The organism is Rhodanobacter fulvus Jip2 (genome assembly GCF_000264315.1).
In the GTDB taxonomy this organism is placed as follows: Bacteria; Pseudomonadota; Gammaproteobacteria; order Xanthomonadales; family Rhodanobacteraceae; genus Rhodanobacter; species Rhodanobacter fulvus.
The window spans coordinates 105,246-117,778 of the sequence record NZ_AJXU01000028.1 but is presented as its reverse complement, the minus strand read 5'-3'; the positions used below and the strand labels follow the sequence as shown (position 1 = coordinate 117,778).

Here is a 12,533-nt window from a genome sequence, read left to right as displayed (position 1 = left end):
TGTTTGCGATGGAGCAATATATGTGGCGGGTTTTCGCTGCAGGCAGTCCTCGATGCGGCATTTCACTTGTGCCGCGGAGTCCAAGATGAGCAATCTCCTGAACCAGTCGGCGAGTCTCGTGGCGTTCGTGCGTGCGGTCGAAGCCGGATCCTTCAGCGCTGCCGCGCGCAACGCGGGCACCACACCATCGGCCATCTCCAAAGGCATCCACCGGCTCGAGACCGAGCTCGGCGCCCTGCTGTTTCGCCGGTCGACCCGAACGCTCAGCCTCACGCCCGAAGGCGAAGCCTTCTTCGAACGGATCGCCCCGCTGGTGCACGGCATCGAGGACTCGGCGGATGCGATCCGCCCCAGCGGTGGCGCGCAGGGGCGATTGCGCGTGAGCATGCCCGGCGAGCTCGGACGTCTCCTGATGCCATCGATCACCACGCAATTCCTCACCCGGCACACGGCGCTGGAACTGGACCTGACCCTTTCCGATCGTCACGTCGATGTCATCGGCGAAGGCTACGACGTCGTATTCCGGGTCGGACACACCGCACAAGGCGAACTGAAGGCGCGAACACTGGCCCGGCTCGACATGGCCCTGGTGGCCTCCCCGGCGTTCGTGCACCAGCGAGGTAACCCGGGCACGCTGGAGGAACTTCGCGAGTTGCCGTTCGTGCGTTACCTCATGCGGGGGCGCTCGCTGCCAATCACCTTCAGCGACGGCACCAGCATCGTGCCTCAGGGGAGAATCGGTTTGGACACCGGCTTCGGACTGCGCTCGGCTGCACTCAACGGCATGGGCGTTGCCTACCTGATGAAGTGCACCGTGCAGGAGAACCTGGACCGCGGCGAACTGGTCCAGCTCATGCCGCAGTTCCCGCTGCCGTCGCTGCCGCTGCGTGCCGTGCATGCGTTTGGCGGGCTCACGCCGGCACGGGTCAGGCTTTTCTCCGAATTTGTCGCGGCGGAAATGCAGCCAGCACCGCCCGCCTGATCCGCCCAGGTTCCATGGCCGTCATGGCGGCATCCTGCGGGCACAGCGTCCCGTGTTGATCGGCATGCGCAGCGAACAGCAGTGCCGCCGCGCCCTGCTCAGCTGCGGAAAAATGCCAGCAGGTCGCGATTGAGCTCATCGGCGTGGACGGTCAGCATGCCGTGCGGATAGCCCTTGTAGACCTTCAACGTGGCGCGCTTCAGCAGCCTGGCCGAAAGCAGCGCCGAATCAGCGATCGGCACGATCTGGTCGTCGTCGCCATGCATCACCAGCGTCGGCACGTCGATGGCCTTGAGGTCCTCGGTGAAATCGGTTTCCGAGAATGCCTTGATGCCGAGATAGTGCGCGTTGGCACCGCCCATCATGCCCTGGCGCCACCAGTTGTCGACCACGCTTTGCACGACCTTGACGCCAGGCCGGTTGAATCCGTAGAACGGGCCCGACGACAGGTCACGATAGAACTGCGAACGATTCGCTGCCAATGCCTCGCGCAGGCCATCGAACACCGTAACCGGCAGCCCGCCGGGATTGCCTGCCGTCTGGGCCATCAGCGGCGGGACCGCGCCCACCAGCACCAGCTTCGCGACGCGGCCGGCACCGTGGCGCGCGACATAACGCGTTGCCTCGCCGCCACCCGTGGAGTGGCCGACATGGATCGCGTCGCGCAGGTCCAGGTGTTCGGCGACCGCTGCGGCATCGGCCGCGTAGTGATCCATGTCGTGGCCGCCGCTGACCTGGGAGGAGCGGCCATGGCCACGCCGGTCGTGGGCGATGACCCGGTATCCGTGATGGAGGAAGAACAGCATCTGCGCATCCCAGTCGTCGCTGGAAAGCGGCCAGCCGTGATGGAACACGACCGGCTGGCCCGAGCCCCAGTCCTTGTAAAAGATGTTGGTGCCGTCTTTGGTGGTGATCGAGTTCATGTCCTGGGTTCTCTGCTTGGAGGAGGAATTAAGCCGTGCGCCAGCTGCCCGCGTCGCGTGTATGGGAAGGGTGGCTGCCGCCGCCGTCATCAGGCTGGCGGCGAGCAGTTGCCGGCGCCGCGGATCGTTGGGGGTTGCGCTGTCTGGATGTTGCATCGTCATGCTCGTTTCCCTTTGGGGTGAAGGAGGTCCTGGCCGCGCTTGCAGCTACCGTGTCGGGGACTGCGGGCATGAGCCTGGTGTGCCATGCAGCGTAGGCACGCTCGTGGGCTGGCGGTAGCTCCGCGCACGTGCCCACCGTGTTTCCACGCGGGAACCAATTCCCCTACGGCCGAGTCGGGGCCAGGCGAATACGTGCATAATCGTAAGCATCGATCCGGGGGATGCGATGACTCGTGACGTCGGCTTTCTGGTCTATCCGGGCTTCGTGCTGCTGGACCTAAGTGGTCCGCTCGAGGCCTTCACCCACGCCAGTTCCATGTCGCGCCCCGCTTACCGGCTCACCGTCGCATCGCTGGAGGGCGGCATGGTGCCCAGCGCCAGCAAGCTGGAAGTCGCCACCGTACCGCTGCAATCCCTGACCCTGGACACGTTCATCATCGTCGGCTCGCCCGAACCGCCCAGGGGCGAATGGGTCGCCCCGTTAACGGTGGCGATCCGCGAGATGGCCGCGCGCTCGCGCAGGACGGCATGTGTGTGCACCGGCGCTTTCCTGCTGGCCGCCAGCGGCCTGCTCGACGGCCGCGCCGCAACGACCCATTGGAGTTTTGCACCGCAGCTTCAGGAAAGGTACCCGGCGCTGCGCGTGGATGGCGACCGCATGTGGACCGAGCAGGACGGCATCTGGACGTCCGCCGGCATGTCGGCCGGCATCGACATGAGCCTGGCCATGATCGAACGCGACCTCGGCAAGGAAGCGGCCCTGGAGGTGGCGCGCATGCTGGTGGTCTACTACCGACGGTCCGGCGGACAGTACCAGTTCTCCTCGCTGCTGGACCTGGATCCTGGCTCCGATCGCATCCGCCGCGCATTGCACTTTGCGCGGGAACATATGCACGAGGATCTGTGCGTCGAACGGCTGGCGGAAGTGGCCAACCTGAGCGTGCGCCAATTCGGCCGCGTATTCGCATCGGCCACCGGGATGACGCCTGCACGGGCCGTCGATCGCCTGCGCGTGGAGGTGGCCCGGCCGCTGGTCGAGGATGGGCGACAGACGTTCGATCGAATCGCCCGGCTGACCGGCCTCGGCGACGCCGACCACATGTGCCAGAGTTTCCTGCGCATCGTCGGCCGCACGCCACAGGAACTGCGGCGCAGTGCGCGCCTGGACAGGCCGTCCCGGCAGATGCTTTGAGATAACGGGCGGGGTCGATCATCCGCCCGCCGCAGCATTCCGTCGGCGGCGCAACGCCTGTTCGCATCGCGAGGGCCTTTCCCGATCCTCCCACTCTTTTCCGCAGCACCCGCGGATGCCTCCGCTCACTGCTCGAGCGTGACCACGCACTCGATGCCCGACCGCGCCATCTTCGCGTAGGGACAGATGCGCTCGGTGTTGCGCAGAAGCTCCCCGGCCACCGCGCGATCGACGCCAGGCAGGCGAACGCGAATGTTCGCGGCAAGCGTGAACAGACCATCGACCGGGTCCCTGCCGAAGGTCACCGAGACAACCACCTCGGCATCCGGGATCGGCACCCTGGCACGTGCGGCGAGCAGGCTCAGCGCGCCATGGAAGCAGGCGGCGAAACCCGCCGCGAACAATTGTTCCGGATTGGTGCCGCCACCCGGACCACCGAGCTGCTCGGGCATGCGAAGTTGCACGTCCAGGGCACCATCATCGGAACGCGCCACACCCGATGCGCGGCCGTGCCGGGTTTCGCCGCCATTGACGCATACGGTCGCTGTGTAGAGTGGAAGGAAATCCATCCCGTAATGCTTGTCGAGCAGGGATACGGGCGGTGGGCGAATATCGGTCATGAGTGGCCTTGAAGCATGAAAAAATGCGCGGCGGCATCAATGATGCGCGGTCACGCGCTCCGGCACCGGTTTCGGCCTCTCGAAGCCGAAGCGCGTGTAGATCCAGAGGAACACGAAGAACCCGAAATACGCGGCCACCATCAGGCGGCCGAACGCGTTTTCCCAAGTCGTGATGTCCGCACCTGGAAACCAGGCCGGAATCAGCTCCGCCGTAACACCGGCGCCCACCAGCCCGAGGCCGACGAACGCGCAGACCAGCACACCTAGCGCGATACGGAATCCCGCACCGCGATAGCGTACCGAGCGGACCTTGCCCCTGTCGATCCACGGCAGCAGGCCCAGCACGGCGATCGCGCCGAACATGGCAAGCACGCCCCACACCGCCGTACCCGCGAAGGACGGAACCATGCGCAAGATGGCGTAGAACGGCGTGAAGTACCACACCGGCTTAATGTGCGACGGCGTGGCAAGGTTGTTCGCTGGCACGAAATTGTCATGCTCCAGGAACCAGCCACCGAAGGTCGGCGCGAAGAACACGATGAACGCCGCCACCGTCAGAAAAAACAGCGCGGCGAAGATGTCATGCACGGTGTAATACGGATGAAACGGGATGCCGTCGGCCGGCTTCGAGGCATCCCAGCGATTGCCCTTGGGGCCCTTCTTGATCTCCACGCCGTCGGGGTTGTTTGAGCCCACCTCGTGCAACGCCAGGATGTGCAGCACCACCAGCAGCAACAGCATCAGCGGCATCGCGATCACGTGCAGGGCGAAGAAGCGGTTGAGCGTGGCGGTGGCCGGCAAGTAGTCCCCCATGATCCATTCCACCAGCGTGTCGCCGATGTACGGGATGGTGCCGAACAACGAGATGATCACCTTGGCGCCCCAGAACGACATGTTGCCCCAAGGCAGCACGTAGCCCATGAACGCCTCGGCCATCAACGCGACGAAGATCAGTACGCCGAGGATCCACACCAGTTCGCGCGGACGCTTGAACGAGCCGTACATGATGCCGCGGAACATGTGCAGGAACACCGTGACGAAGAACAGCGATGCGCCGGTCGAGTGCATGTAGCGAATCAGCCAGCCCCACTCCACGTCGCGCATGATGTATTCGACCGAATCGAAGGCATCTGCCGCGGTTGGCGTGAAGTTCATCGCCAGGAAGATGCCGGTGATGATCTGGTTGGCCAGCACCAGCAGGTTGCAGGTGCCGAAGTAATACCAGAGGTTGAAATTCTTCGGCGCGTAGTACTCGGTCAGGTGCTTGCGGGCCATGCCGCCGAGGCCCGGGGCACGCTCGTCGATCCAGCGCTGAAAACGTGTGGAAATGGTCATGGCGTATGTCCCGCAGTTGCGCTCCGGGGCGCGTGGGCGGCTCCGCGTGGATGGCCAGCGGCTTTCCTGCCCCCACGCGCCCGCCTGGTTTGACCCGTCTGGGCCGCTCAGTCGCCGCGGTGTGTACGGACGGCACCCGTGCAACGGAACGCAGGAAAGCTCACGCGGCCCTTTCGCGGCTGGCCAGGCCGGAACGGCTGAACCAGGTCTGGAAATCCAGCGAGCCCAGGCGCGCGGCATCGGCTGGCAACAGGCTGTCCGGCTCCAGCACGGCGCCGAAGTACGGCGCCTGCGGATCCGACACCACTTTGCGCGTGTCTCCGATAAGGGTGAGGAAGCGTTGCACCAGCTCCGCCATCGGAAATTTGTCGGGGCCGGCAATTTCCACCATGCCGTTGACCGGTGCGCCGAGCGCGTAATCGGTGACCGCGTCGGCGACATCGTCCGAGGCAATGGGCTGGATGAAGGCGGACGAGAGCCGGGTCTCCTGGTCTCCCGCGCCATTCTTCGCGATACCGTTGAGGAACTCGAAGAACTGGGTCGAATGGACGATGGTGTAGGGAACGCCCGACTCGCGTATCAACTTCTCCTGCGCCATCTTGGCGCGCATGTAGCCACTCGCCGCAAGACGCTCGGTACCGACCACCGACAAGGCCAGATGATGTTTCACGCCTGCCTTCTTCTCCGCATCCAGCAGGATGCGGCCGGAGGTTTCGAAGAACTCCAGCACCGCCTTGTCCTCGAACGAAGGTGAATTGGCCAGGTCGATGACGATGTCGGCACCGTCCATGGCCTCCTGCACGCCCTCGCCGGTGAGCGTGTTGACGCCCGAGGATGGCGCCGCGGCGAGGACCTCATGGCCATGCTTGCGCAGGCGCTCGACTGTCTTGCTGCCAATGAGTCCGGTACCGCCGATGACAACGATTTTCATGAGACACCTCTGCTTGCTGGGGACGCCGGTTGGCGCCGGGTGATTTCATGGTATGGAGGGATATCGCGAGCCGGTAGCGCTGGCGACGGGCTCGCCGTGTTGCCTCGTGCGCAACAATTGAGGCCGCGGATGTTCAGTACGCCAGCCGCGAACCCGATGGGGGGCGCGGCACCTCGGGCATGCCGAGCCCTTCCATCAAATCCCACACGCTGTCCTGATCGTTGTCCGCGAGCAGGTCGCAGGGGGATTTTCCACCGCAAGCACGCTGCGGGGCGCAGAGCCAGTGCGCGGCGCGCCGCTTGTTGCCGACCTGCTCGAGCAGGGCCTCGGCCAATGGCGGGTAGCGGAATTCGAGCGCGTCGAAGGCGCTCAGGACCAGTGCTTCGCGCCGCGCGGCAATCCATGAAATTTCACTGATGATGCTGCGGAACTTGTTGAAGCGCATTCGCATGGTGAGTTTCTCGGTGGAGGTGATATGCCCCGGCTATCGACCTTTCGATGTTCAGTTGCGTGCGCCATCGCGGATGGAATGCAGGAACGCGATCACCATCTCCGCACGACCCAGCGCCACCAGCCGTTCGGCGGGAAGGTTTCCCAGTTCCCTGATTGGCGTGTATCGGTACCACTGCATGACGGCCTTGGGGCAAGGCTCCACCTCGGCAGCGACGCGCAGCACCGCCAGCGCCACCGGTACCAGACCTGTCAGGGTGCTGTAGTTGTGTTCGCCCACCGGGGAGATCAGCGGATCGGACGGGTCGGCGGCACATGCTGCCAGCGTCAGCGACCATAACGACGGCTTGGAGAGCGGCAGGATCGATGGCGTGGAAATCATGGCGGCAATCTCCTCGACGGGACGGCATGGGGTGAAGGCTTCCAGGCGACGCGACAGCCGTCACGACAGTCACAGGTTCAGCGAAAGCCGGAAAGCAAGGTATGGAGGGAACGGGGCATGATCGGGTTCGCTTCTGCTTCTGGGCGCGTGGTCAGCCTTGCCGTCGTCAAAGCGGTGCTTGCCGTGAAAACGCGGAGCAGCTCCGAATGATGGCGCGCAGCAGAGGAGCAAGACGCTGCCTTGCGTCCGGGGATCGCGTACCTGCCCTCAGTTCACCGGCGTGAAAACCGGCTCATCGCGGTTCTTCAACAAGAAGACCAGGAACTTGGCGGGCTTGGTGAGGCTGGCGTTGCGCCCAACGGTATGCACGTCGTTGGGCCCTTCGTAAAAAGTCTGGCCGGGCGTCAACGTGACGCTCTTGCCACCACGCAGCCCCATCACGATCGAGCCTTCCAGCACGTAAACGAAGGCGTGCGCGTCGTGACGGTGCACCGGATCGACCGCGCCTGGCGGATAGTCAACGGTAATCATCAACAGTTCCTTGCCGGGATGTTCGGCAAGTGCCTTGCTCATCAGTTCTGTCACGCTGGCCTGTGGCGCGGCCGTGGGCGCCGGTTGCGCCAGGGCGGAACCGGTCGCAAAAAGGATGGATACACACAGGATCTTGAAGACACGCATGGCTGGCTCCTCTCATGGCCGGCGCAAGCCCCGCCGGATGTGGGGGCGCGGGGCACGCCCGCGCCACGCTGGTCACTCCAGGCCGGACTCGTCCAGGCCGAAAGCCTGGTCGTACGAGCCGGGCACCACGGTGAAGCCGATGTTGATCCGGTTCCAGGCGTTGATCGACATCACCACGAAGGTCAGGTCGGACAGCTCCTTCTCGGAGAACTGCGTGCGCACGCGCTCGTAGATCTCGTCGGGTACGCCCTGCTCGGGAATCCGGGTCAGAATCTCGGTCCATGCCAGCGCGGCACGCTCGCGCGGGGCGAACAGCGTCGATTCGCGCCAGATGGGAAGGTGATACAGGCGCAGCGGACGTTCACCTCGCAGCGTCGCCTGCTTGATGTGCATGTCCAGACAGAATGCGCAGCCGTTGATCTGCGACGCACGGATCACTGCCAAGTCGTGGATCGATGGCTCGATCGCCGACTTCTCGATGGCCTTGTTGAATTCGATGAACTTCTTGAACAGCTCGGGCGATTGCTTCTGGTAGTCGATACGCTGGGACATGATGGATCCTCGACAAGGGGCCAGGCCCTTTCCACTCAGTTCGGCTGAGGTACCCGTTCGCGATCGTTCGCGGTCGGGTCAAAGCGTAGGTTTGGCCACCGGTAGCCGGTAGGCTTGCGGGCGGACGCACCGTGTTGCCCCTCGGGCACCAATCCGGTGTCAAAGCGCTGGGCGACCACATCGCCATGCGTCATCGGGCATGGCGCGGCGGCACGTTCGGCCAGCGGCAACCACACTAGGAACTGCGCGCCACGCCCGGGGCCGCCCGAGCGTGCCTCCACTCGTCCGCCATGCGCGATCGTCAACTCGCGCACCAGCGCCAGCCCGATGCCCAGGCCCGGATTGGCGCCGTCCGCACGCTGGTTCTCCTGGCCGAACATGCTGAATACGTGCGGCAGGAAGTCGGCCGCGATACCGCAACCTGTGTCGCTCACGGAGATCCTCGCGTGGTTTCGCTCGATCGCCAGCTGCACGTCGATGCGCCCGCCGGCGGGGCTGAATTTCACCGCGTTGCCAAGCAGATTCGAGAGGATCTGCTCCACCCGAACCGGGTCCACATGGCACAGGGTCTGGCCGACACGCGCGGTATCGACATGCCATTGCCGATTCGGCGTGCCCAGTGCCGCGGTGGCGCAGGCCGCACGCACCATGCCACCCATATCGATGGGTTCGCGTGCGAGGCGAAGCTTGCCCGTGCTTATCCTCGACAGCTCCAGCAGATCTTCGATGAGCCGTGCATGGCGCCGTACCGCGGCATGCATGGCCTCGCCAATGACGTGCAGTTTTGGAGACGCGAGCGCAGGAGCAAGCTGAAGCAGCGACTCCGTGTACAACAGCAATTCGGTCAGCGGCTGCTTCAATTCATGCGCCATCATGGCTAGAAGCCGGTCCTTGGCCGCGTTGGCGCGCCGAGCCTCATCGAGGGCCTGCTCCGCGCGGCCGCTGGCTGCGCGCGACGGCACATTGCCCGAGTCGGACAATCCTGATTTCATGTTGAATACCCTTCGAGTGGTTCGCAGCGGCGACGGTCCGCCACCGCATGGGCCGGAAAAAACACGATCGTGGTGCTCGATCGTAGTCAGCCATGCGGTAAGGCAGTAGTCGCGCCGCAGGCATGATCGGGTTGACTGTGCGGCAACAGTGCTGGCCCGCGATTCCTTGGACAGGGATCGATATACGTCGGGCGCGCGCCGCCACAGACCTCGCAAACAGCACCGAGCTCGTCGATTGGCAGCGCAAGGCTGGAGGAGCAATATCGACGTCTCCAGCATGGACGGCTTGGGCGGATTGACGGAGCGCCCCGAGCGACAACCGGAAAGAACAGATAAGCGCTGATACGTTTTTCAACACACTGTCATTTGGAGCGGGATCCACTTGCAGTCAAAGTCCAGCGACCCGGCGGCTGCTTCGCCACCACAAGACACAACGCCGCCGCCCGGGGAAGTCCGTTGGTATTTCGGCGCTTTCATCCTGTGGGAAACCCAGCGTCGGCTCGAGTGGTCCGGGCAGGCCGTGCGGCTGGGACCGCGTTCGTTCGACCTGCTTCTGCACCTGCTCAAGCGGGCCGGCGAACTGGTCGGCAAGGATGAGCTACTGGCCGCCGTCTGGACTGGCGTGGTGGTCGAGGAATCCAGCGTTCGCGTCCACATGTCGCTGCTGCGCAAGGCGCTGGTCGACCCGGCCGACGACGACGATTGCAAGGAATGGATCACCACCGTTCCGCTGCGCGGCTACCGCTTCAACGGAAGAGTCCGGCGCGAACTGGCCGACACCCCGGCCGAGCCGGAGACGCGGGCGCCCGCCTCGCTCACCCGCCTACCGGTGCGATTGACCAAACTCGTCGGCCGCGAAGCCGATGTGGAAACAGTGCTGGCTTCGCTCGACAGCCACCGGCTGGTGAACATCGTCGGACCGGGCGGCATCGGCAAGACCAGCGTCGCCATCCGTGCCGCGGAGCGCTGGCAATCGAAGCCTGCCACACAAGCCGCCTTCGTCGATCTTTCGCCGTTGATCTCGCCCGACCACGTGCTCGGCACGATGGCGCGCTCGCTGGGCGTTGCCGCCGACCTGCCCGACCCCATCCAGGCCATCACGCAATCTCTGGCCGGGCGCGACGTGCTGTTGCTGATCGACAACTGCGAGCACGTGGTGGATTCGCTCGCGCTGCCGATCAGCCGCCTGCTGACCGGTTTGCCCGGCCTGCGCATCCTCGCCACCAGCCGCGAGACGCTTCGCGTGGCGGGCGAATACGTGCTTCGCCTGTCGGCACTCGCGGTTCCCGATGCGGAGAGCGTGACGCTTGCGCAAGCGCTGCACTGGCCCTCGGTCGAGCTGCTCGTCGAACGGGCCAGGGCCGCGGGTGCCGGCGTGTTCGACGAATCGGACGGCCCCTTGCTTGCCAGGATCTCGCGACAGCTCGACGGCATTCCGCTGGCCATCGAACTGGTCGCTGCGCGACTCGGCGTGCAATCGGTCAGCGATCTCGCGCTCAGGCTGGACGACCACATGCGGTTGCTCTCCATCGGCAACCGGGCGGCGCTGGCGCGCCAACGGACGCTGGCGGCCACGCTCGACTGGAGCATCGCCCTGCTGGACGAGGACGAGCTGCGGGTATTCCGTCGACTGTCGGTCCTCAGGGGTCGCTTCGACGTTGCGTCCGCCCTTGGCGTCACCTCCGACGGAATGGACCCGGACTTGGCGTTCGATGCGCTGATCTCGCTGGCCAACAAATCGCTGGTCTTCTTCGATAGCGACGACGCCGTCGCGCCGTATCGCCTGCTCGATACGACGAGGAGCTATGCCGCTTCGCTGCTCGCGCAAAGTGGCGAGCATTCAGCGTTGCTGCGGCACCACGCGATGTTCATGCTCGACCTGATGAAGGCGGCGACAGCGGATTTGCCAAATCTCACCGCGCACGATTGGGGCGACCGCTATGCCCACCACCTGGATGACGTGCGCTTTGCGCTCGAGGTCTGCCTGGCGGAACCGGATGCAAAGACTGCCGCGGCACTGGTCACGTCGTCCGCACCCTTGTGGTTTCACGTATCCCAAGTCGCCGAGTATCGCGACAGGGTCGCGGCGGCGCTCGAACTGGTCGAGCAGCAGCCGGAGCCGGACACCGAAACCGAGACCTGGCTGTTGACTGCGTTGATCATCGCGCTCCTGCACACCGACACCTTCAACCCCGACTTGGGTGTGCTCTGCGACCGCGCCCTCGCCGGCGCATTGGCAGTCGAGTCACGCGTACTGGAACTTCAGATCCGCTGGGGGCGATGCACCCACGACATGATGTTCCGCGGCGAGTACGCTGCGGCATTGCAGCAGTCGGCGACGCTACTTGCGATCGCGCAATCGTGGTCCGACCCGGCCGCACTCAATCTTGCCCACCGGGTGAGCGCGATGGCGAATCATTTCTGCGGAAACTTCGCCGCAGCGAAGCATCACTGTGAAACGTCGCTGCAGTTGAGCGGTAGCGGGGGCCGAACGCGCACCAACATGGTTGGGGTGGACCCGGCCGTCGCGGCGAAGGCGATGCTGGCGCGAACGCTCTGGATCCAGGGCGAAGCGACGAAGGCCTTGGAGACGGCCAGCGATGCGGTGAGCCGCGCCGAATCGGCCGGGCATGCCGTCTCTTTGTGCGCCGCGCTTTACGGCGCTTGCCCCGTCGCCTTATGGTTGGGCGAATTCGAGCTTGCCGGCAAGTGGATCCGCGTGTTGAGGGACACAGCGCAGCGCAGGGGGCTGGGTTGGCTTCGGTACGCCGACTGGTACTTCCAAGGCCTGCAACTCGGCACCGCCCAAGATCCCGCCCTCCATGTCAGCGAGGTGTCCGACCAGTTCGCGAGCTACGACGCGCCACGCAGGGAGATGCTCGTGACGTTCTGTGCCGACTGGGTCGATGACGGGATGGTCGCACGGCTTTCGCGTGGGGAAGGCCTTTGGAGCGCCGCGGAAGTCTGGCGTGCCCTTGGCCGGCAAAGCGAGCTGCGGGGTGTGACCGATGAAGCCGAAAGTTTTTACCTCCGGGCGCTCGAAACCTCAAGACAGCAAGGCGCGAGGTCCTGGGAATTGCGCGCCGCACTGAGCTTGGCCAGGTTGTGGGCAGGCATGGACCGGGCGCCACAGGCGACGCAACTGCTGGACGACATCTGCGCCCTCGCCACCCCCGGTGGCCTTGACCTGATGCAGGCCCGCGCGCTGCGCGAGGAGATCGGCCGCCACTCACCGGCCAACGGAAGTTCCGGAATTGCGGCAGGGAAACCTCGCGCCAAACGCGGCTGAGCGTAGCCCGCCGTTGCACCCCGAATCCCGAATCCCGAATCCCAT

At 64.9% G+C, this 12,533-nt stretch carries 12 protein-coding genes; 3 read left to right on the top strand and 9 right to left on the bottom strand.

Annotation, left to right across the window (positions count from 1 at the left end; translation table 11 throughout):
• Positions 1 to 85 precede the first annotated feature (85 nt).
• Positions 86 to 982, top strand: a complete 897-nt coding sequence (locus tag UU9_RS05885) for a LysR family transcriptional regulator (RefSeq protein WP_007080812.1) — start codon at positions 86 to 88, stop codon at positions 980 to 982.
• A gap of 98 nt (positions 983 to 1,080) precedes the next feature.
• Here UU9_RS05885 and UU9_RS05880 read toward each other — a convergent pair whose 3' ends face one another.
• Entirely contained in the window at positions 1,081 to 1,905 is an 825-nt protein-coding gene (locus tag UU9_RS05880) for an alpha/beta fold hydrolase (RefSeq protein ID WP_007080811.1), read from the bottom strand.
• A gap of 388 nt (positions 1,906 to 2,293) precedes the next feature.
• Here UU9_RS05880 and UU9_RS05875 point away from each other — a divergent pair, with 388 nt between their 5' ends.
• Positions 2,294 to 3,259, top strand: coding sequence for a GlxA family transcriptional regulator (locus tag UU9_RS05875; RefSeq protein ID WP_007080810.1), 966 nt, complete (start codon positions 2,294 to 2,296; stop codon positions 3,257 to 3,259).
• A gap of 125 nt (positions 3,260 to 3,384) precedes the next feature.
• Here the strand turns inward: UU9_RS05875 and UU9_RS05870 are convergent, their stop codons facing one another.
• From UU9_RS05870 to UU9_RS05835, 8 genes are all read right to left on the bottom strand, one after another.
• Positions 3,385 to 3,879: an Ohr family peroxiredoxin gene (locus UU9_RS05870; RefSeq protein ID WP_040670357.1), complete on the bottom strand. Its 495-nt coding sequence runs from the start codon at positions 3,877 to 3,879 to the stop codon at positions 3,385 to 3,387.
• Positions 3,880 to 3,915: 36 nt separating this feature from the next.
• Positions 3,916 to 5,214, bottom strand: a complete 1,299-nt coding sequence (locus tag UU9_RS05865) for a cytochrome b (RefSeq protein ID WP_007080808.1) — start codon at positions 5,212 to 5,214, stop codon at positions 3,916 to 3,918.
• Between the two features lie 160 nt (positions 5,215 to 5,374).
• The gene (locus UU9_RS05860) at positions 5,375 to 6,145 is read right to left on the bottom strand and encodes an SDR family oxidoreductase (protein ID WP_007080807.1); all 771 of its coding nucleotides are present in this window, start codon (positions 6,143 to 6,145) and stop codon (positions 5,375 to 5,377) included.
• Positions 6,146 to 6,278: 133 nt separating this feature from the next.
• A complete protein-coding gene (locus UU9_RS05855) occupies positions 6,279 to 6,596 on the bottom strand; it encodes an antitoxin Xre/MbcA/ParS toxin-binding domain-containing protein (RefSeq protein ID WP_156804206.1) in 318 nt (105 codons plus the stop codon).
• Positions 6,597 to 6,647: 51 nt separating this feature from the next.
• A complete protein-coding gene (locus UU9_RS05850) occupies positions 6,648 to 6,977 on the bottom strand; it encodes a hypothetical protein (protein ID WP_007080805.1) in 330 nt (109 codons plus the stop codon).
• A gap of 267 nt (positions 6,978 to 7,244) precedes the next feature.
• On the bottom strand, positions 7,245 to 7,655 hold the full coding sequence (locus UU9_RS05845; RefSeq protein WP_007080804.1) for a cupin domain-containing protein: 411 nt from the start codon (positions 7,653 to 7,655) through the stop codon (positions 7,245 to 7,247).
• Positions 7,656 to 7,727: 72 nt separating this feature from the next.
• A complete protein-coding gene (locus UU9_RS05840; protein ID WP_007080803.1) occupies positions 7,728 to 8,207 on the bottom strand; it encodes a carboxymuconolactone decarboxylase family protein in 480 nt (159 codons plus the stop codon).
• Positions 8,208 to 8,242: 35 nt separating this feature from the next.
• The gene (locus UU9_RS05835) at positions 8,243 to 9,199 is read right to left on the bottom strand and encodes a sensor histidine kinase (RefSeq protein ID WP_162098769.1); all 957 of its coding nucleotides are present in this window, start codon (positions 9,197 to 9,199) and stop codon (positions 8,243 to 8,245) included.
• 382 nt (positions 9,200 to 9,581) lie between these two features.
• Between UU9_RS05835 and UU9_RS05830 the strand changes: the two genes are divergently transcribed.
• Entirely contained in the window at positions 9,582 to 12,488 is a 2,907-nt protein-coding gene (locus tag UU9_RS05830; RefSeq protein WP_050982394.1) for an ATP-binding protein, read from the top strand.
• Positions 12,489 to 12,533 lie beyond the last annotated feature (45 nt).